16 protein-coding genes are annotated in these 19,456 nt (G+C 70.9%); 7 read left to right on the top strand and 9 right to left on the bottom strand.

From position 1 onward, the window contains the following. Window positions 1–88 precede the first annotated feature (88 nt). The 3 genes from CXQ92_RS12635 to CXQ92_RS12625 form a co-directional block, all read right to left on the bottom strand. On the bottom strand, window positions 89–772 hold the full coding sequence (locus tag CXQ92_RS12635; protein ID WP_104168040.1) for a CoA pyrophosphatase: 684 nt from the start codon (window positions 770–772) through the stop codon (window positions 89–91). Between the two features lie 96 nt (window positions 773–868). Then, window positions 869–1,672, bottom strand: coding sequence for an endonuclease III (gene nth, locus CXQ92_RS12630; RefSeq protein WP_104168039.1), 804 nt, complete (start codon window positions 1,670–1,672; stop codon window positions 869–871). 56 nt (window positions 1,673–1,728) lie between these two features. Then, window positions 1,729–3,144: a hypothetical protein gene (locus CXQ92_RS12625; RefSeq protein ID WP_104168038.1), complete on the bottom strand. Its 1,416-nt coding sequence runs from the start codon at window positions 3,142–3,144 to the stop codon at window positions 1,729–1,731. Window positions 3,145–3,431: 287 nt separating this feature from the next. Here CXQ92_RS12625 and acs point away from each other — a divergent pair, with 287 nt between their 5' ends. Beyond that, window positions 3,432–5,390: an acetate--CoA ligase gene (gene acs / locus CXQ92_RS12620; RefSeq protein WP_104168037.1), complete on the top strand. Its 1,959-nt coding sequence runs from the start codon at window positions 3,432–3,434 to the stop codon at window positions 5,388–5,390. 61 nt (window positions 5,391–5,451) lie between these two features. Here the strand turns inward: acs and CXQ92_RS12615 are convergent, their stop codons facing one another. Further along, window positions 5,452–5,874: an organic hydroperoxide resistance protein gene (locus tag CXQ92_RS12615; protein ID WP_104168036.1), complete on the bottom strand. Its 423-nt coding sequence runs from the start codon at window positions 5,872–5,874 to the stop codon at window positions 5,452–5,454. 107 nt (window positions 5,875–5,981) lie between these two features. On the opposite strand from CXQ92_RS12615, the gene CXQ92_RS12610 reads away from it, so the two are divergent. From CXQ92_RS12610 to CXQ92_RS12595, 4 genes are all read left to right on the top strand, one after another. Beyond that, window positions 5,982–6,560 carry a TetR/AcrR family transcriptional regulator gene (locus CXQ92_RS12610; RefSeq protein ID WP_104168035.1) on the top strand — a complete coding sequence of 193 codons (579 nt, stop codon included), beginning with the start codon at window positions 5,982–5,984 and terminating at the stop codon, window positions 6,558–6,560. Window positions 6,561–6,632: 72 nt separating this feature from the next. Further along, a complete protein-coding gene (locus tag CXQ92_RS12605; RefSeq protein ID WP_258069896.1) occupies window positions 6,633–7,979 on the top strand; it encodes an MFS transporter in 1,347 nt (448 codons plus the stop codon). A gap of 3 nt (window positions 7,980–7,982) precedes the next feature. Next, a complete protein-coding gene (aroQ, locus tag CXQ92_RS12600; RefSeq protein WP_104168034.1) occupies window positions 7,983–8,465 on the top strand; it encodes a type II 3-dehydroquinate dehydratase in 483 nt (160 codons plus the stop codon). Between the two features lie 56 nt (window positions 8,466–8,521). Then, window positions 8,522–10,366, top strand: a complete 1,845-nt coding sequence (locus CXQ92_RS12595; RefSeq protein WP_104168033.1) for an ABC transporter ATP-binding protein — start codon at window positions 8,522–8,524, stop codon at window positions 10,364–10,366. Between the two features lie 6 nt (window positions 10,367–10,372). Here the strand turns inward: CXQ92_RS12595 and CXQ92_RS12590 are convergent, their stop codons facing one another. After that, on the bottom strand, window positions 10,373–11,845 hold the full coding sequence (locus CXQ92_RS12590) for a reverse transcriptase domain-containing protein (protein WP_181033648.1): 1,473 nt from the start codon (window positions 11,843–11,845) through the stop codon (window positions 10,373–10,375). Between the two features lie 302 nt (window positions 11,846–12,147). Here CXQ92_RS12590 and CXQ92_RS12585 point away from each other — a divergent pair, with 302 nt between their 5' ends. Next, the gene (locus CXQ92_RS12585; protein WP_258069895.1) at window positions 12,148–13,122 is read left to right on the top strand and encodes a DUF5996 family protein; all 975 of its coding nucleotides are present in this window, start codon (window positions 12,148–12,150) and stop codon (window positions 13,120–13,122) included. Between the two features lie 77 nt (window positions 13,123–13,199). On the opposite strand, the gene CXQ92_RS12580 is transcribed toward CXQ92_RS12585, so the two are convergent. From CXQ92_RS12580 to CXQ92_RS12570, 3 genes are all read right to left on the bottom strand, one after another. Next, window positions 13,200–14,141, bottom strand: a complete 942-nt coding sequence (locus CXQ92_RS12580) for an ABC transporter permease (RefSeq protein WP_104168031.1) — start codon at window positions 14,139–14,141, stop codon at window positions 13,200–13,202. Further along, window positions 14,138–15,142, bottom strand: a complete 1,005-nt coding sequence (locus tag CXQ92_RS12575; RefSeq protein WP_104168030.1) for an ABC transporter permease — start codon at window positions 15,140–15,142, stop codon at window positions 14,138–14,140. The genes CXQ92_RS12580 and CXQ92_RS12575 overlap by 4 nt, the downstream gene beginning before the upstream one ends. Before the next feature lie 96 nt (window positions 15,143–15,238). Then, window positions 15,239–16,933: an ABC transporter substrate-binding protein gene (locus tag CXQ92_RS12570; RefSeq protein WP_104168244.1), complete on the bottom strand. Its 1,695-nt coding sequence runs from the start codon at window positions 16,931–16,933 to the stop codon at window positions 15,239–15,241. A gap of 203 nt (window positions 16,934–17,136) precedes the next feature. Here CXQ92_RS12570 and CXQ92_RS12565 point away from each other — a divergent pair, with 203 nt between their 5' ends. Further along, on the top strand, window positions 17,137–18,141 hold the full coding sequence (locus CXQ92_RS12565; protein ID WP_104168029.1) for a DUF2332 domain-containing protein: 1,005 nt from the start codon (window positions 17,137–17,139) through the stop codon (window positions 18,139–18,141). 19 nt (window positions 18,142–18,160) lie between these two features. Here CXQ92_RS12565 and CXQ92_RS12560 read toward each other — a convergent pair whose 3' ends face one another. Beyond that, entirely contained in the window at window positions 18,161–19,360 is a 1,200-nt protein-coding gene (locus tag CXQ92_RS12560; RefSeq protein ID WP_258069894.1) for a MarP family serine protease, read from the bottom strand. Window positions 19,361–19,456 lie beyond the last annotated feature (96 nt).

The raw sequence follows: 19,456 nt of genomic DNA, 5'->3' as shown, positions 1-19,456 counted from the left end.
CGCGTCCCACCGTTCGACCGCGTCGTCGACAGAGCCCTTCACGGGGCGGAGCGCCGGCCTCCCGGCGAACGCAACGGGCCCGGGCGGCTCACAGCGGTGCGGGGATCTCCTGCGATCGGTCCCACGGCCTCGTCCAGCCGAGCCCGTCGAAGATCGCGTCCAGGAGCAGCGCGGTGAATCCCCAGACCACGGCGTCCGGCGTGAGGAAGGCGGGGGTCCTGCTGACGAACCCGTTCCGGCGGACCACGGCCGTCCTCCGACGGGAGGGGTCGAGGAGCGTGCTCACCGCACACCGGAAGACGAGCTCGGACTCGGCCGTGTCCACCGCGTGGACCGGGGACTGTTCCGTCCACCACGCGAGGACGGGCGTGACCATGAAGTTGCTGACCGGGAGCCCCACCTCAGGCAGTGCGCCCAGGATCTCGATGCCGTCGGAATCCACTCCGGTCTCCTCGCGCGCCTCGCGCAGCGCCGCAGCGCCTTCGTCCATGTCCTCGGCGTCGATGGTCCCGCCGGGAAATGCCACCTGCCCGGGATGGTGGGCCAGGGAACTGGCGCGCATCACGAAGAGGAGATCGACGTCGTCGGGTCCGGGTTGCGGCGGGGAGGAGTGCGGCAGGCCCTCCCTCGCCCCGAACAGGATGAGCACGGCAGCCCGTCGGCTCTTCGCGGGATCGAGTGTTGCGAACTGCCAGCCCTCCACGCGCACGAGGGGCGCCCCCGTCACCTGCAGGGACGCCACCCACCGGGCGAGCTCGTCGCGGGCCGTCACCCCCGGGTCTCCGCGGGTCCTGCGGCGACCGCGTCCCGGGCCGTCGGGCACCGACGCACGCCGCTGCGTTCCGGCACCGACCGCAGCCGGTCGGTCCTACGCACCCAGCCCGTGCCCGGCCTCGCGGAGCTCGGTCCGCGTCTGCCCGGCGCGCATGGACGCGAGCAGATCCTCCCGACCGGGCGCGAGCTCGTACTTCAGCAGCTTCGCCGCCTTCATCGGGTCCGTCTCCCCGTCACCGTAGGACGGGCACAGCGCGGCCACGGGACAGACACCGCAGGCAGGCTTCTTGGCATGGCAGATCCGGCGGCCGTGGAAGACGACGTGGTGCGAGAGCATCGTCCAGTCCTTGCGCTCGAACAGGGCTGCCACGTCCTGCTCGACCTTCACCGGGTCCTCCGCCGCCGTCCACCGGAAGCGGCGGGCGAGCCGCCCGAAGTGGGTGTCCACCGTGATGCCGGGGACCCCGAAGGCATTTCCCAGGACGACGTTGGCCGTCTTCCGCCCGACCCCGGGAAGCGTCACCAGATCATCCAGGGAGCCGGGCACCTGGCCGTCGAACTCGTCGACCAGACGCCGGGACAGGGCGAGCAGGCTGTTGGCCTTCGCACGGTAGAACCCCGTGGGCCGGATGAGCTCCTGCAGTTCGCTCTCCTCGGCCTCGGCCAACGCCCGCGGGTCGGGGTAGCGCGCGAACAGCGCCGGCGTCGTGAGGTTGACGCGCACGTCGGTGGTCTGCGCGGAGAGGACCGTCGCGACCAGCAGCTCGAACGCGTTCCTGAAGTCGAGTTCGGCCACCGCGTACGGGTAGGTCTCACCCAGGACCCGGTTGATCTTCCGCGCCCGCCGCTTGAGGGCGACCGGCGACTCCTCGTCGACCTGCGCTTTCCTGCCTGCCACTCGCGTGTCTCCTTCCGGTACTGCTGTCCGCCGGCCATGCAGCGGCAGGGCGGGGGTCAGTCCTGGGGGGCGCGTTCGATGTTGCGCAGATCCCGGAGGATACCCACGGTGCCCGTCCGCTTGTCCTGCACGAAGAACTCGGAGCCGCGATCCTCGATCCCGACCTCCCAGTCGCCGGGCTGCAGTGTGAAGACCTCACGGCCCGTCTGTTCGTCGAAGACCGGACGGGGGGACCCGACGGCGAACCAGAACGCCTCGACGACGGACTCCTCGTCCGCCGACCGGGTCGCCGTGATCGGCTCCTGGCGGTCCCGCTCCTCGGAGGACGGTGCGGTGTCGGTCCGGGCCGGCTCGTCCCGGACGACCTCGTGGACCCGGGTCTCGCCGACGGACGACGGCTGGATCGCGGTGGAGGAATGCCCGTCCGCGCTGCCTCGCGCCGCGTCGCGACCCTGGACGGCGTGGGCGCCGCCCTCGGACGCGCCCGACGGGCGAGCCGGCTCCTCCGACACGCGGGAGTCCGTGTCGGAGGTGGTGCCGGACGTGGTGTCGGAGGTGGTGTCGGCCGAGGCGCGGGTCGTGGCACCGGACGTCGCGGGTGTCCTGGCGGTGCCGGGCTCCATCCCGGACTGGCCCGCGGCGGCCGCGCCGGCACCCACGGCGCCCGCTCCCCCTGCCCCGTACAGGCCGGCACCGTTCTGCAGGACGGCGGCGGCGGCGGGGTTCACGCCCGACTTGTCCTTCCGGCCGAACCGGGAAGCCCATCCGGCAGTGTCCTTCGCGGGGGCGTCCAGCCCGGCGGTGTCCTTCGCGGGGGCGTCCAGCGCGCCAGTGTCCTTGGAGGAGGGGGCAGGCTTCTCGGAAGCGGGCTTGGCGGGGCGGGGCTGCGCCGCCGTGATGGAGCGCGCCACCGGGTGGGCCGGTACCTCGGGGCGGTCGGCGAAATCGTCCTTGAGGACGGGCAGGAACGGTGCGAGGACCGTCGCGGTCAGCATGCCGAGCGCACCGATCAGGGCCACCAGGGGCCCGGGGTGGAACTGGGTCACCGTCTGCAGGAAGAAGTACGTGGTGGCCAGCACCGCCGAGACCGACGCGAACTGGTCGACCGACAGCGAGCCGACGCGCAGCCCCGAGCTTCCCAGACGGCGTCCGGCAAGGAGAGCCAGGGAGACCACGGGCAGCAGGATGCCGATGCCGACGAAGAAGAGCGGCGCGGTGTTCCAGAAGTTCTCGTACCGCACGATCCCGTCGAGGAACGGCAGCAGGGTGCCGATGAAGACGAGCAGCACACCGCCGCCGAAGAGCACTTCCCGCAGCGTGAACGGTCCGACGAGGGCCCGGCTCCGGCCGACGGGCCGGCTCTCCGTGGACGGCCCGACCGACCCCGTTGTCTGCACGGACGACGGGGACCGCTCCGCACCGCCCGCCGGCCCGTGGCTTGTGCTGCGATGTTCCTCGGATGCTTCGGTCATGGTGTACTCCCGTTCATGGCGGTGGTGTCCGGCGGAGCACCAACGGCCTCCGACGTCGATTGCCTTCCTCCACCCTAGCCACCGGCCCAGACCTTCTCCAGCAACCACGGGCACCAGCACCGCGCCGCTCATCGCACAATCGCCGCAGTTCGGCTAGGCCCTGTGACGTCCGGCACACGCGGTCGGGGAGAACTCGATAGGGTTCCCGTAGAGCACGTGGTGGTGCGCCGGACGGGCGTACCCCGCTTCTTCTGTCCGTTACCGACCACGTCACAAAGGGGTAGATCATGACCGCCGAACGACAAGGCGACGCCTTCGAGAACCTGCTGCACGAGGAACGCCGCTTCCCGCCGAGCGCGGAGTTCGCGGCGCGGGCGGTCGCACAGCCGTCGCTCTACGACGAGGCCCGAGAGCAGGGCACCGAGTTCTGGGCCAGGCAGGCCCGCGAGCTGCTCACCTGGGACCGCGATTTCACCCAGACCCTCGACTGGTCGGACGCACCGTTCGCCAAGTGGTTCGTCGGCGGCACCGTGAACGCCGCCTACAACGCCCTGGACCGGCATGTGGAGGCCGGCCTCGGCGACCGCGTGGCCATCCACTTCGAGGGCGAACCCGGGGACACGCGCACCATCACCTACGCGGAACTGACCCGGGAGGTCAAGAAGGCCGCCAACGCCTTCGAGTCCCTCGGCGTGCAGAAGGGCGACCGCGTGGCCGTGTACCTGCCCATGATCCCCGAGGCCGTCGTCACCATGCTGGCCTGCGCCCGGATCGGCGCCGTGCACTCCGTGGTCTTCGGTGGCTTCTCCGCCGAGGCCCTCCGCAGCCGCATCGACGACGCCGAGGCCAAGCTCGTGGTCACCGCCGACGGCACGTACCGCCGCGGCAAGCCGAGCGCTCTCAAGCCGGCCGTGGACGGCGCCCTCGAGGCGGAAGGCCACACTGTCTCCCACGTCGTCGTGGTCCGCCGCAACAACGAGGCCGTCGCCTGGACCGAAGGACGCGACCTCTGGTGGCACGACGTCGTGGACAACGCCACGGACGAGCACACGGCCGTCGCGCACGACGCCGAGCACCCCCTGTTCATCCTGTACACCTCGGGGACCACGGGGAAGCCGAAGGGAATCCTGCACACGACCGGCGGCTACCTCACCCAGACCGCGTTCACCCACCGCAACACCTTCGACCTGCGTCCGGAGACCGACGTCTTCTGGTGCACCGCGGACATCGGGTGGGTCACCGGGCACAGCTACGTCACGTACGCGCCCCTCGTGAACGGCGCCACGCAGCTCATGTACGAGGGGACGCCGGACACCCCGCACCAGGGCCGCTGGTGGGAACTCATCGAGAAGTACAAGGTGAGCATCCTCTACACCGCACCGACGGCCATCCGGACCTTCATGAAGTGGGGGCGGGACATCCCGAAGAAATACGATCTCTCCTCGATCCGGGTGCTCGGCTCCGTCGGTGAGCCGATCAACCCGGAGGCCTGGATGTGGTACCGGGACGTGATCGGCGGGGGCAAGGCGCCGATCGTGGACACCTGGTGGCAGACCGAGACCGGGGCGCACATGATCGCCCCCATGCCCGGGGTGACCGCCACCAAGCCGGGCTCGGCGCAGGTCGCCGTGCCCGGGATCGCGATCGACGTCGTCGACGAGATGGGCGAGTCCGTCCCGGACGGGGCCGGCGGCTACCTCGTCATCCGCGAACCCTGGCCCGCGATGCTGCGCGGCATCTGGGGTGACCCCCAGCGGTTCAAGGACACCTACTGGTCGCGCTTCGACGACATGTACTTCGCCGGCGACGGTGCGAAGAAGGACGCCGACGGCGACATCTGGCTCCTCGGCCGCGTCGACGACGTCATGAACATCTCGGGCCACCGCCTCTCGACCACCGAGATCGAGTCGGCCCTGGTCAGCCACCCCTCGGTGGCGGAGGCCGCCGTCGTGGGGGCGAGCGACGAGACGACGGGCGAGGCGATCGTCGCCTTCGTGATCCTGCGCGGTTCGGCGAAGGACGACGACGACATCGTCACCACCCTGCGCAACCACGTCGCGAAGGAGATCGGCCCGATCGCGAAGCCGCGGAACATCCTGGTGGTCCCCGAACTGCCGAAGACCCGCAGCGGGAAGATCATGCGGCGCCTGCTCAAGGACGTCGCGGAAGGCCGGGAGGTCGGCGACGCCACCACGCTGTCCGATCCCACGATCATGCAGCAGATCGCCGTGTCGCTGCGGAAGTAGCAACCAGGGAGACGAGGAAGGCCCCCGCACCTGCGGGGGCCTTCCTCGTCCAGGGGACGGATCAGCCGATCGTGGCGTCGACCGTGACCTCGATGTTGCCGCGCGTGGCGTTCGAGTAGGGGCACACCTGGTGGGCCTGCTCCACGAGCCGGTCCGCGGTCCCCTGGTCCACCCCGCCGATCTCGGCGTGCAGGGCGACGGCGAGCTGGAACCCGCCGCCGTCGACCGGGCCGATGCTGACCTCCGCCGTGACCGCCGTCTCGCTGATCGTGGCCTTGCTGCGGGCCGCGACGAGCTTGAGGGCGCTGTGGAAGCAGGCCGCGTAGCCGACGGCGAAGAGCTGCTCGGGGTTGGTCGCGCCGCCCGTACCGCCCATCTCGGTGGGGACCGCGAGGTCGACGACGAGCTGCCCGTCGTCGGTCCGTGCCTTGCCGTCGCGGCCGTCACCGGTCGCCGTCGCCACTGCCGTGTAGAGAGCGCTCATGGTGTCGATCCTTTCGTCGTGGGGGCCGGATGCCCTTGCCGACTATGTAGACTAACTAGTAACTCTACTTCCACCAAATCGGCACGACAACCGCAGAACGGAGCATGATGACCGCCCCTCCCGTCCGCGAGCGCATCCTCGCGTCGGCAACCCGCCTGTTCGACGCCACGAGCATCCGCTCGGTCAGCGCCGACCGGGTCATCGCCGACGCCGGCACCACGAAGGTGACCTTCTACCGCCACTTCCCGACCAAGGACCACCTCGTCGTCGCCTACCTCGAGGACCAGCTGGGCCGGCTGCAGGCGGCGGTCGACCGCGAGCGGGCCGAGGGTGCCGACGCCTGCGAGGTCCTGCTCCGGCTGGCCGCCGCGAACGGCGCCGCGGCGTGCCGGCCGGGCTTCCGCGGGTGCACGTTCATCAACGCGGCCGCGGAGTATCCCGCGGACGGCTCGATGGTGCGGGGCGCCGTCGAGCAGTACCGGACCTGGCTGCACGCCGTGGTGACCGGGCTGCTGACCGAACTCGCGGTGGAGGGACCCGACGTCGTCGCGGACCAGCTCATCATGCTGCGCGACGGCGCCATGGTGCACGGCTTCATGGGAGACCCCGCGGCCGTGACCGGGTCCCTCACCACGGCCGGACGGGCGATCATCAGCGCGCGCCGCCGCACCCCCCTGCCCGCCTGAGCCGCACCGGGACGGATGTGACGTTCGTCCTGAAAGGTGGCCGACGCCCTCGGGCGAGAGGATGATTTCAGCGTGTCCACAACCCTGCAGCAGCCTCCCGCCACGAATCCCCGCATGGCCCGCCGCGTCGCCGGCGCCTCCTTCGTGGGGACGGCCCTCGAGTCCTACGACTTCTACGTGTTCGGCACGGCGGCCGCGCTCGTCTTCAACACGGTCTTCTTCACCGAGCAGGACCCCCTGGCCGGAACCCTCTCGGCGTTCCTGGTCTTCGCGATGGGATTCGTCGCCCGCCCGCTCGGCGCCATCCTCTTCGGGCACCTCGGGGACCGGATCGGCCGCAAGCGCACGCTGATCTGGACCATCACGCTGATGGGCCTGGCGACCGGCACGGTGGGACTCCTGCCGGACTACACCACCATCGGCGTCTGGGCCCCGGTCATCCTGACCGTGCTCCGCCTCCTGCAGGGGCTCTCGCTCGGCGGCGAGTGGGGCGGCTCCATCCTCATCGCCACCGAGCACGCCGAACCGCGCAAACGGGCGCTCTACGCCTCCATCCCCCAGCTCGGCTCGCCCGTGGGCACCATGCTCATCTCCGCCATCTTCCTGGCCCTCGCCGTCATCGCGCCGGAGGTCATGACCACCTGGGGGTGGCGCATCCCGTTCCTGCTCGCGTTCCCGTTCCTCGCCGTCGCGATCTACCTGCGGCTCGCGATCGACGAGACGCCCGTCTTCCGGGAGACGAGCCGGGAGCACGCGCTCCCCCGCGTCCCCTTCCTCGAGGTCCTGAAGTCCCAGCCCGCCGCCATCGTGGTCGCCATCGCCTCCGCCGTGCTGGGCATCGGCTCCTACTTCCTGATGGTCACCTACACGCAGGCATACGGCACCGGGACCCTCGGCCTGTCCCAGGAGACGGTCCTGAACGCGGCACTCGTCGGCTCCGTCCTGCAGCTCGTGACCATCCCCGCGTTCGGCTACCTGGCGATGCGCATCGGCTCGGCGAAGGTCGTCGCCGGGGGCGCACTGGGAACAGCACTGATCGCCTTCCCCCTGTACTGGGTCATCAGCATCGCCACCGAACCGGTGTACATCGCGGCGATCATCCTCGGCGGCATCCTCCCGACCGCCAGCTGGGCGGCGCTCGGCGGGCTCATGGCGGACATCTTCAAACCGGTGACGGCGTTCACCGCGCTGTCCTTCGCCTACAGCATCGCCGCGATCGTCGCCGGTTTCGCGCCGTCGATCACGCAGCAGTTCGGCATCGCCACCGACGGCGCGTGGTGGCACCCGGGCGTCGTCCTCGCCGCGATGAGCCTCGTCACCGTGGCCGGGGCGTCGGGCGCGGTGCGCCTGCGGTCGCGGCTCCAGGATCCGGTGACGGAGACGGCCGCCTCGGCAGCCGCGCCGGTGCGGCATAGTTAGGGCATGACCCCGCGCACGCCCAGCATCCTCGTGATCAACGGACCCAACCTGAACCTGCTCGGCACGCGGGAACCGGACGTCTACGGCACAGCGACCCTCGACGACGTCGTCCGTCTGGCCTCGGACACCGCGCGGGGCCGCGGCTGCACCGTCGACGCACTGCAGTCCAACCACGAGGGCGGGATCATCGACGCCATCCACGCCGCGCGCTCGACGGCAGACGGAATCGTCATCAATGCCGGGGCCTACACGCACACCTCGATCGCCATCCGCGACGCGCTCGCCGGCGTCGGCCTGCCCGTGGTCGAGGTCCACATCAGCAACGTGCACCGCCGCGAGCCCTTCCGGCACCACTCGTACATCTCCGGCGTGGCCGACGCCGTGATCGTCGGCGCGGGCATCGACGGCTACCGGCTCGCCGTCGACCACCTCGCCGGCCGGCTCACCGCGGCGATCCCCGACGCCGCACAAGCACCAGAAAGTTAGCGCGGGTCCGTCCCGCCAGGACACCGATCACCCGACCCATAGGGCACGATGGTCCTATGACGGACATCACTCCCGCCGGCAGCGCGGCCGCCCAGCCCCAGGACCTCGACGCACCCCTGCTCGAGGTGAGGAACCTGGCGGTGAGCTTCCGCACCACCCACGGCGAGGTGCAGGCGGTCGAGGAGGCGAGCTTCACCCTGGGCCGCGGCAGCGCCCTGGCGATCGTGGGCGAGTCCGGCTCGGGCAAGTCGACGACGGCGATGGCGTGCATCGGCCTGCTGCCGGGCAACGGCAGGGTGACCTCCGGGAGCATCCTCTTCGAGGGCCAGGACCTCACGAGCCTGCCCGAGGCGAAGATGCGGTCGATCCGCGGCCGGGCGATCGGCCTCGTCCCGCAGGACCCGATGTCCAACCTCAACCCGGTGACGAAGATCGGCACCCAGGTCGCCGAGACCCTCCTCGTCCATGGGATGGCCACCAAGAAGAACGTCACGCAGCGCGTGATCGAGGTCCTCACCGCGGCCGGGCTGCCCGACGCCGGTGAGCGTGCCAAGCAGTACCCGCACGAGTTCTCGGGCGGCATGCGCCAGCGGGCGCTCATCGCGATCGGGATGGCATGCCGGCCGCGCCTGCTGATCGCCGACGAGCCGACATCGGCGCTGGACGTCACCGTGCAGCGCACCATCCTGGACCAGATCGAGGTCATGACCGAGCAGCTGGGCACATCGGTGCTCCTCATCACCCACGACCTCGGTCTCGCCGCCGAGCGCGCCTCGCAGCTCGTGGTCATGCACCGCGGCCGGGTCGTCGAGACCGGCCCGGCCGATCAGCTGCTCAACGACCCGCAGCACCCCTATACGCAGTCGCTCGTGCGCGCGGCTCCCAGCGTCGCCGCGGTCCGCCTGAGCCCGGGAGCGTTCACCGCAGACGCCGCGAGCCGGCTGAAGCTCGCGGAGGCCGTCTTCGCGGAGCAGGGCTCCGGGCACGACGGTGCGGCGGCACCGGCGAGCAACGCCGCCCCTCATGCGGCCGGCGGCGCCCACGAGGCGACGTCGTCGTCGGACCGGCCCGCACCGCCCGCGAGCGACGGGACGCCCGCCGCTCGCGGGAACCTCGTCGAGATCCGGGACCTCACGAAGGTGTACAAGCGGCGCGGCAGCAAGGAGGACTTCTACGCGGCGAAGAACGTCACCCTCGACATCCCGCGCGGGCAGACCGTCGCGATCGTCGGGGAGTCCGGCTCGGGCAAGACCACGACGGCGCGCATGCTGCTGAAGCTGGTCGAACCGACGTCGGGCTCCATGACGTTCGACGGCATGGACGTTGCGACGCTCGACAAGGCGCAGCTCAGCGACTTCCGGCAGCGGGTGCAGCCGATCTTCCAGGACCCGTACTCCTCGCTGAACCCGATGTTCACGATCGAGCGCATCGTCGAGGAGCCCCTCAATGCGTACAAGCGCGGGTCGAAGAAGGAGCGCGCGGCCCGGGTGCGGGAGCTGATGGACCAGGTCTCCCTGCCGCAGAACGCCCTGCGCCGCTACCCGGCGGAGCTCTCGGGCGGGCAGCGGCAGCGCGTCGCCATCGCGCGTGCCCTCGCGCTGAAGCCGGAGCTGATCGTGTGCGACGAGCCGGTCTCCGCGCTCGACGTGCTGGTGCAGGCGCAGATCCTGAAGCTCCTCGGCGACCTGCAGTCGGAGTTGGGCCTCAGCTACCTGTTCATCTCGCACGACCTCGCGGTGGTGCGGCTCATCTCCGACTACGTCTGCGTCATGAAGGACGGCGAACTGGTCGAGGCGGCCAGCTCGGAGGAGGTCTTCCAGAACCCCCGCCACCCGTACACGCGGAAGCTGCTGGCATCCATCCCGGGCAACGAGCTCAACATCGGCGAGCTGGCCTCCTAGCGCCCCTCACCAGCTGATCCGTTCGAAGGCGTCCCTGAGCCTGCGGCCGCGCTGCGGGTTCAGGGACTCCACCCAGGCGATGCGCCCGGCGAGGTGTGCCCGGAAGTCGGCCTGTCCGCGCCGCTGGGACTCGGGTCCGTGCACGCGGCAGTTGTGGAGGATCGCCTTGAGGGCGTCGTAGTCCGTCCGGGCCACATTGGTGTGCGCGTTCACGACGACGCCGGTCACGGTCTGCCGCACCGAGGCGCCGCTCACCCGGGTCTTGAGCCGGTTCACCGCATGGCCCTCGGCGAGGACGATGCGCTCGACACCGCGGAGAAAGGAGTCGGTGCGCCGGGCGAGGCCGACTGGGCCGCTGAAGGCGAGGTCGTCCGCGTACCGCGTGTAGGTGCCTCCGGCCGCGGCGGCCCAGCCGGCCAGCCGCGAGTCGAGGCGCCGGACGGCGAGGTTGGCGAGGGCGGGCGACGACGGCGCCCCCTGCGGCAGATGCGCCTCCCCCAGCACCCGACCGAGGGCGAAGCGTTCCCCGGTGCTGCCGCCGTCGGGCATCGACCGCAGCACCGCGTCCGGCACCTCGTGCGTGCAGAGTCCCGTGAGGGCGTGGGCGGTCGCTTCCGGGAAGCCCGCCTGGCGGAAGACCCCGAAGACCCGGCCCGGTGTGACGCACGCGAAGAAGGAGACCAGGTCGAGGGCGATGACGACCTCGGCGCCCGTGTGGGCCGCCGCGCCCGTCCGCGCGCTGCGTCCGGGCACGAATCCGTGCGCGGCGTCGTGCAGGGGGATCGGTGCGAGGATGTGGTCGAGCACGCGGCGCTGCACCGTCCGCAGGCGGATCCCGGGGATCTCCAGGAGCCGCGGTACGCGTCCCGGGCGCACACGCCACTCGTACCGGTAGTGGTGCAGCGCGCGGGTCGCTGCCCGTCGATTCCAGTGCCGGGTGTCCGCGAACCAGTCGAGCTCTCCCGGGGTGAGCCGCAGCTCCCGCGCGAGCCAGGCGAGGTCCCTCGTCCCGGGTGTCCCGACGGGGCCTTCCGGAGCGGACCCGGTCGGGGCCTGAACCTCCGGAACCGCGGAGAGGTACCGCGCCGGGCTGTCGGGCGTACCGCGGGCGGACGCCCTGGCGATCGCGTCGGTGAAGGCGGACTGGGCGGCGATCCACCGGGCCAACTCCCGGGGCGCGCCGTCGGGCCGCCTCGGATAGCCGGCCAGCACGCAGCGGGCGAGAGGACCCAGCCAGCGCCGCCGTGCACCGAGGAGGGCAGCGCCCGCCACGATCAGCTCCTCCCGCCGCCAGTCCGGAGCATCGAGGAAGGCGTGGGCCAGGAGGAGCGAGAGGCCCGGGGCGCCCGGCGCGGGCTCACGGGCCAGGGTGGCCGAGGCCCGCGTGGGCCGTGGAGAGGGCGCAGGGCGTCCGCCGCGGCGCGCCGTGGCGGGACCCTTCAGGCCGCCGTCTCCCGTCGTCGGACCGGTGTCGTTCATGGCTCCCCCTCCGAACCCGCACGTGCCGCCCCGCGGCTGGGCGACGGACCCCGGCCGACCTGTCCCTCTTGTTCGGGCGCTGAGCTGCGCGGAGCGCAGTCGGGCGCCTGAGGCGCCCTGTGCTGGTCGGTCTGCGTACCCCGGGGTGGCCCCGGAGAGGAACGCGCACGGCATGCACGTCCCGCCTCGACCGGGGTCCGTCGCTGCCACCCTAGCAAGCGGCCCGGGCCGGGCGTCGTCCCTCCCTGTACGGGCACCCGGCCGGGCACATAGATTGGCGGCACACGACGACGGGAGCCACCATGCGCGGGCACGGCACGATGAGCGGGACGACGACGGCGGGCGGGACGACGACGGCGGGCGGCTGGCCCGCGCTCCGGGTCGAGGACTGGCAGGACACCCGGGCGACACTGCACATGTGGCTCCAGGTCGTCGGCAAGGTCCGGATGGCCCACGCTCCCCTGGTCAACCACTGGTGGCAGGTGCCGTTCTACGTGACGCCGCGAGGCTGGGCGACGTCGTCGATCCCCTACGGCAACGGCATGTTCGACCTGGAGTTCGACGTCGTGCACCACCGGCTGCTGGTGCGCACCAGTTCGGGTGAGGATCGCAGCGTCCCCCTCGAGCCGCAGTCCGTCGCCCGATTCCATGAGCGGACCATCGCGGCGCTGGCCGGCGTGGGGATCGACGCACCGATCCGGCCGGTCCCGACGGAGGTGGATCCGGCGGTGCCCTTCGCCGAGGACCACGGGCACGCGTCCTACGATCCCGCCGCCGTGACGGCGTTCTGGCGCCAGCTCATCCAGGCCGAGCGGGTCCTCACGCGCTTCAGGGCCGAGTTCCTCGGCAAGGTGAGCCCCGTGCACTTCTTCTGGGGAGGCATGGACCTCGCCTGCACACGGTTCTCCGGAAGGCCCGCGCCCATCCACCCCGGGGGCGCCCCGAACTGCGCGGACTGGGTCATGGAGGAGGGTTACTCCCACGAACTCTCGAGCTGCGGGTTCTGGCCCGGCGGCGGCGAGGAAGGTGCCTTCTACTCGTACGCCTACCCCGAACCCGAGGGGTACCGCGACGCGCCCGTCGACGTCGAGGGTGCGTTCTACAGTGCGGAGTTCAGCCAGTTCCTGCTGCCCTACGAGGCCGTCCGCACGGCCACCGACCCGGATGCGGTGCTGCTCGCCTTCCTGCGCGCCACGTACGACGCCGCCGCGACGACGGGCGGCTGGGACGGCGGACTCCTGACGGACCCTCAGCGGCTGGACGTGCACGCCCGCTGACCGGCCGGGACGCGGGAGCGGCCACCGGCCCGGGGGCTGGTGGCCGCTCCCGCGTCCCGTGTCCTGCGGCGGACGGCCTACTTCTTGCGGGTCTTCGGGTCGAGGGCCTCGCGCAGCGACTCCCCCAGCAGGGTGAAGCCCAGCGCCGTGATGACGATGCACGCACCCGGGAGGAAGGCGAGCTGCGGAGCGACGGCGAGTTCGACCTGCGCGTAGGTGAGCATGCGCCCCCATTCGGCGGTCTGCGGCAGCCCGCCACCGAGGCCGAGGTAGGCCAGCGCGGCGGCGTCGATCACGGCGGTGGCGAGGCTAAGGGTGGCCTGCACGATCACGGGACCCATGCTGTTCGGCAGCAGGTGGCTCATCGTGATCGTCCGGCGGCTGAGGCCGAGGGTCTGCGCCGCCAGGATGTAGTCGGCACCCCGCTGCGACAGCATCGTCGAGCGCAGGAGCCGCGCGAAGATGGGGATCTGCGAGACGCCGATGGCGATCATGATCGCGTAGGTGCTCTGGCCCAGCATCGCGGCGATGCTGACGGCGAGGAGGAGGCTGGGGACGGACAGCAGGATGTCCACGAACCGCATGATCGCGCTGTCCACCCAGCCGCCGAGGCCCCCGGCCAGGACGCCGAGCAGCATCCCGCCCGCGAGGCCGAGCGCCGTCGAGACGACGCCGATCAGCAGCGATGCGCGGGCGCCCCAGATGAGCTTGCTGAGGACGTCCCCGCCGAAGCGGTCCAGTCCCAGCGGGAATCCGTCGATCTCGCCCGGACCCGGAATGGTGGTGGGGGTGATCGACGTGCGTCCCGGGAGTTCGTCGCCGCCGTAGGGCGCGAGGATCGGCGCGAGGATGGCCACGAGGAGGAAGAGCCCGATGATGACGGCGCCGACGATCGCCTGCGGGTTCCGGCGCAGCCGGAGGTAGGCGTCCTTCCACAGACCCGTGCCGCGCCCGGTGTCGACGGCGGGATCGTTCGGGGCCACGGAGCCGCCGGCGGCGGGGGGCAGGATGGTACTCATTGCACACGCACCCTCGGGTCGATGACGGAGTAGGAGAGGTCGACGATCAGGTTGATGAGCGCGTAGAGGACGGCGATGAAGATGATGAAGCCCTGGAGGACGGGGTAGTCGAGCCCGAAGATGGCGTCCCGCAGGAACCGGCCGATGCCGTTGAAGGCGAAGACCGTCTCGGTCAGCACCGCACCGGAGATGAGCAGGCCCAGCTGGAGGCCGATGGTCGTGACGACGGGGAGCATCGCGTTCCGCAGGATGAAGCTGCCGCGGATGGTGCTCTCCCTGAGTCCCTTGGCGCGGGCGGTGCGCACGTAGTCGGCGTTCTGCACCTCCAGGACCGAGGCGCGCGTGATGCGGACGATGATCGCCAGCGGGATGGTGCCGAGGGCGAGCGCGGGCAGGATCAGGTGCAGGAAGGCGTCCCAGGCGGCGTCGTACTCGCCCGTCAGCAGGCCGTCCAGCACGTAGAACTGCGTGTAGTGCGTGGCGTCCATCCGCGGGTCCTGCCGGCCGTCCGGCGGCAGGAGCGACCACTGGATCGCGAACAGGTACTTGAGGATGAACGCGAGGAAGAAGACCGGCACCGTGATGCCGATCAGGCTGAGGACCACCGAGCTGTGGTCGATGAACCGGCCGTTGTGCCGCGCCGCGAGGTACCCGAGGGGCACGCCGACGCCGATGGCGAAGATCAGGGCGACGATCGTCAGTTCGACGGTGGCCGGGAACCGGGTGGCGAACTCCTCGAGCACGGGGCGCCCGGTGTTGATCGAGACCCCGAAGTCCCCCTGGAGCAGCTTGCCCATGTAGGTCAGGTACTGGGTGATCAGAGGGCGGTCGAACCCGTACAGCTCGTTGATCCGGGCGATGGCTTCCGGGGTGGCCTTCTCCCCGAGGAGGGCGGTGGCCGGGCCGCCCGGGAGATTGCGCACCCACAGGAACAGCAGGACGGACAGGCCGAACAGGGTGGGGATGAGCAGGGCTAGCCGCTTACCGATGACGCGTAACACTGGGGATCCTTCCGGGTGAACCGGGATGCCGGGCGGGGGTAGGACAGCGCGGGCCGACCACCGGGATCAGTGGCCGGCCCGCGCTGCGTGGTACTGCTACTCGCTCAGCTCGATGTCCGTGAAGACCTCGTCGTTGACGGGGCTCGCCGGGTAGGAGGTGACGCGCGGCGCGAAGGCCAGCGACGGAGCGGGGTGGGCGAGCGGGATGGCCGGATTGAACTCGGCGATCTGCTCGTTGATCTCCTTGTACTTCTCGGTCTGCTCGTCACGATCGCTCATCCCACGGGCCTCGTCGAGGGCCGCGAACAGCTCGGGGTTGTCGAAGCCGAACTCCTGCTTCTCCTGGCCGAAGAAGACGCCGATGAAGTTGTCGGTGTCGTTGTAGTCGCCGGTCCAGCCCAGCAGGTGCAGGCCGTGGTCGGGTGTCGCCTGGACCTGGTTCAGGTAATCGGGGGACCAGGCGGCGGGAGCGGGCTCCACCGTGATGCCGACGTCCGCGAGCTGGGCCTGCAGGTTGGTGAAGACCTGCTCCGGTGTCGGCATGTACGGACGGGAGACGTTCGTCGGGTAGTTGAACGTCACCTCGAAGCCGTCGGGGTAGCCCGCCTCGGCGAGCAGTTCCTTGGCGCGCTCGGGGTCGAAGTCGTAGGTGGTGACGTCCTCGTTGTACCCGTCGACGACGTCGGGGATGAACTGCGTGGCGACCTTGGTGCCTTCGGGCAGGGTCTGCGCCACGAGGGCTTCCTTGTCGATCGCGTGGGCGATGGCCTCGCGGACCTTCGGGTCCTTGAGCTCGGGGATGGCCTGGTTCATGCCCAGGTAGAGGATGGTGAAGGGGTCGCGCGCGGTGATGTTGTAGCCGGCGTCCTCGAGGGACTGCGTGTCGGCGGGAGCGACGAGGTCGTAGCCGTCGATGTCCCCGGCCTCGAGTGCCTGGCGGCGAGCCTGCGGATCGTCGATGATGCGGAAGATCGTCTTGGTGATCTGGCCCTTGTCGCCCCAGTACTCGTCGTAGATCGAGAGCTCGAGCTGCTGGCCGACGTCCCACGAATCGAACTTGAAGGGGCCCGTACCGACGGGGTGGCCGAGGGCGTATTCGCTCAGCGACGGGGCTTCGGCCGTGCCGCCGATCTCGTCGGCCGAATACTCCTCGAGCGCCGTCGGACTCTGCATCGCGAAGGCCGGCAGCGACAGCGCGGGGACGAATCCGGCGAACGGCTTGGCCAGGTTGATGGTGACTTCATTGTCCCCATTGGCCTCGCAGGACTCGTAGACGGCGTTCTCGGGGCTGTCGGCGAAGCCGCGGAACAGCGACCCGTAGTAGTACGACGTCGACTCCGCCTGCTGGATGCCGGTCCAGTTGTACCAGCGGTCGAAGTTGAAGCAGACGGCCTCGGCGTTGAACGGAGTGCCGTCGTGGAAGGTGACGCCCTCCTTCAGCTGGAAGACCGTGGACAGGCCGTCCTCGGCGGTCTCCCAGGACTCCGCGAGCAGCGGCGCGGGGTCGGCGGTGCCGGGTTCGACGCCGACGAGGCCCTCGAAGATCTGCCGGCTGACGCGGAAGGACTCGCCGTCGCTCGCGAACGCGGGATCGAGCGACTTCGGGTCGGAGGACGCGGCGAAGACGAAGGTGGAATCGACGGCGGAGTCCCCCTCGGCGCCGGTGGTCTCCTCGCGCTGGCTCTGGACGCAGCCTGTGAGCAGGAGTGCGGTGATGGAGATACCGGCGGTGAGCGCAGCGCGTTTCCTCGCGAAACCTGCGCCGCGCACGGATGTGCCTCGGTTAGACATGTATTGCTCCCTGGTGACGAGTGATTCCTGGCGCATGTGCCGGCATCCCTGGGGATCGCGACGACGAACGCGCTGATAGGTGTGACGAGCCTAACTTCCCGGCGGGGCACAAACAGCATTTCGGGGGTCCCGGTGGTTACGATTTGGTATCGTGCGGCGAGCCGGTCCCCCTGGCGAACCGCCCCCGGGGATCAGGAGGGCCGATGACGGAGATCGAAGCGACCACCGCTGAGCGCTACCGCCGCTTCGCCGAGGTGGAGGCGCGGGGCTACTCGCCGCTCTATGACGAGTGGTGCACGGGGATCAGCGACGACGGCGACATCCTCGCCCGCCTCGACACCCTGCCACCCCACCGCCGCCAGCCGGTCCTGTTCCTCGGTGCGACGCGCTTCGTCGGGGTGCCCCTCGGGGACTACTCCGCCTTCCGCTCCTTCGTCCTCGCCGAGTGGTCGTCCATCCGTGCGGTCATGGAGAGCCGGACCACCCAGACCAATGAAGCGGGGCGGTGTGCGGTCCTGCTTCCGCTCCTCGCCGCCATCAGCGCGGAGGAGGGCCGGCCGCTCGCCCTCATCGAGGTCGGAGCATCGGCCGGCGCCTGCCTCTACCCCGACCGGTACGCGTACTCCTACACCCCGGGGCCGGTGCTCGAACCGGGCAGCGGCTCGCCGGTCCCTCCCCTCGAATGCGCCGTGTCCGGGGACGTGCCGCTGCCCTCGCGGCTGCCGGAGGTCGTCTGGCGGGCCGGGATCGACCTGAATCCCCTCGACGCCCGGGACGAGGACGACGTCCGATGGCTCGAGTCGCTCGTCTGGCCGGAGCACGGCTTCCGCGCCGAGCGGCTCCGCGCCGCCCTCGGCGTGGTCCGCGCCGATCCGCCGCTGCTCGTCCGCGGTGACCTGAACGACCACATCGAGCCGCTCGTCGAGCGCGCGCCGCAGGACGCCGTCGTCGTCGTGTTCCACAGTGCGGTGCTCGCCTATCTCGACCAGGCCGGCCGGGACCGCTTCGCGGGCACCATGCTCAGGCTGGCGGCGGACCGGGACCGCCCGGTGCACTGGCTGTCCCACGAGGGCCACCGCACCCTGACCGGCGTGCCCGGCGCCATGCAGCCGGCGCCCGGCGAGCGGGACGGCCTGTTCGTGCTGCAGCACAACGGCCGGTCGGTGGCCCGTACGGGTCCGCACGGGCAGTCCATCGCCTGGCTCTGACGCCGTCCGGGTCAGGCGCCTATCCGCGTGTGCACTGTCCTGCGGAGACGGTGTCGTCCAGACCCCCGGCGCTCTCGGCGATGGGGCGCAGTTCCGCGAGGGAGAGGGCGTAGCCCACGGGCGCGTCCGCCGTGGACTTCGCGAAGACGACGCCCGCCACCCGACCCTGGGGGTCCAGCAGCGGACCGCCCGAGTTCCCCTGCTGCACGTTGGCCGCGAGGCTGTAGATCTGCAGGGGCCGGGGGTCCGCGCCGTAGATGTTGTTGACGAGCACGGGTGAGAGTCCCTGCACGCTCGCAGGCTGGATCCGGTAGGGGCCGCCCGCGGGGTAGCCGGCGAATGCCGCCGTCGCACCGTTCGCGAGCTCCTCGCCGAGGGACAGCGGAGGGGCCTGCAGCCCGTCGACGGCGATCACGGCGACGTCGCGCACGGTGTCGAGCTGCACCACCCGGCCCGGCAGGGCGCCACCTCCCGGCACTTCCACGACGGGCCGTTCGACGCCGGCCACGACGTGCGCGTTCGTGATGACGCGCCCGGGTGCGACGACGAAGCCCGAGCCGGTCTGATTCTGCCCGCACTGGAAGGCCGTGCCGGTGATGCGGACCACCGAGGCCCCGGCGGCGGCGAGCCCGGGTGTGTCCACCGCGGCGTCGGGCACCTCGGCGGGGGTGGCGGGTCCCACACTTTCGAGGATGGTGGGGATGCCGTCGTCGACCGCGATGGAGCGCAGCTCGGCCATCCAGGTGCGCACGGGCCCCGGCGTGGTCGTGTCGATGGTCCGGATGACCTGCGAGGACGCGATGTGCTGGGACAGGAACGGGACCCCCAGGGTCCCGACGCTGAAGGCGAGCATCGACAGGACCAGGGCGGCGACGACGACGTTCACCACCCCGCCGAGAATGCGGTCGATGAGGCGCAGGGGCGGGAAGTCGGACCAGCGCCGGATGGACGCCCCGAGGGCGGAGCCGACGCCCTGCCCGACGATGATGAGGACGATGACCGTGCCGATGACCGCGATCAGGCGCCACGGATTGTCCGGCACCCAGCCGCTGACCAGGGGTACGGCGAAGAAGGCGGCAACGGCTCCGGCGACGAAGCCGGCGATACCGCCGAGGGTGACGAGGAACCCGTTGCGGAGCCCGGCGACCAGATAGCCGAGGAGGACCACCACCAGGATGATGTCGAGGAGGGTGAACTCCCCGAGGCTGACTTCCGGCACGTACATTCTCCCCTGGCTCTGGGCGCGGGACGGCTGCACAGGTCCCGGCACTGCGAGCGATTCTAGCGGCGAAGTGTAGGAGAAAGCAGGGAGCGG

The organism is Arthrobacter sp. SX1312, assembly GCF_002929295.1.
Classification (GTDB): domain Bacteria; phylum Actinomycetota; class Actinomycetes; order Actinomycetales; family Micrococcaceae; genus Arthrobacter_D.
This window is presented reverse-complemented; position numbering and strand designations above follow the sequence as displayed.

Bases quoted from the DNA above. Each gene is read 5' to 3' on its own strand.
- CXQ92_RS12570 (WP_104168244.1), bottom strand. From the start codon at position 16,933: ATGTCTAACCGAGGCACATCCGTGCGCGGCGCAGGTTTCGCGAGGAAA.
- CXQ92_RS12580 (WP_104168031.1), bottom strand. From the start codon at position 14,141: ATGAGTACCATCCTGCCCCCCGCCGCCGGCGGCTCCGTGGCCCCGAAC.
- acs (WP_104168037.1), top strand. From the start codon at position 3,432: ATGACCGCCGAACGACAAGGCGACGCCTTCGAGAACCTGCTGCACGAG.
- CXQ92_RS12565 (WP_104168029.1), top strand. From the start codon at position 17,137: ATGACGGAGATCGAAGCGACCACCGCTGAGCGCTACCGCCGCTTCGCC.
- CXQ92_RS12590 (WP_181033648.1), bottom strand. From the start codon at position 11,845: ATGAACGACACCGGTCCGACGACGGGAGACGGCGGCCTGAAGGGTCCC.
- CXQ92_RS12625 (WP_104168038.1), bottom strand. From the start codon at position 3,144: ATGACCGAAGCATCCGAGGAACATCGCAGCACAAGCCACGGGCCGGCG.
- aroQ (WP_104168034.1), top strand. From the start codon at position 7,983: ATGACCCCGCGCACGCCCAGCATCCTCGTGATCAACGGACCCAACCTG.
- CXQ92_RS12595 (WP_104168033.1), top strand. From the start codon at position 8,522: ATGACGGACATCACTCCCGCCGGCAGCGCGGCCGCCCAGCCCCAGGAC.
- CXQ92_RS12585 (WP_258069895.1), top strand. From the start codon at position 12,148: ATGCGCGGGCACGGCACGATGAGCGGGACGACGACGGCGGGCGGGACG.
- CXQ92_RS12615 (WP_104168036.1), bottom strand. From the start codon at position 5,874: ATGAGCGCTCTCTACACGGCAGTGGCGACGGCGACCGGTGACGGCCGC.
- CXQ92_RS12610 (WP_104168035.1), top strand. From the start codon at position 5,982: ATGACCGCCCCTCCCGTCCGCGAGCGCATCCTCGCGTCGGCAACCCGC.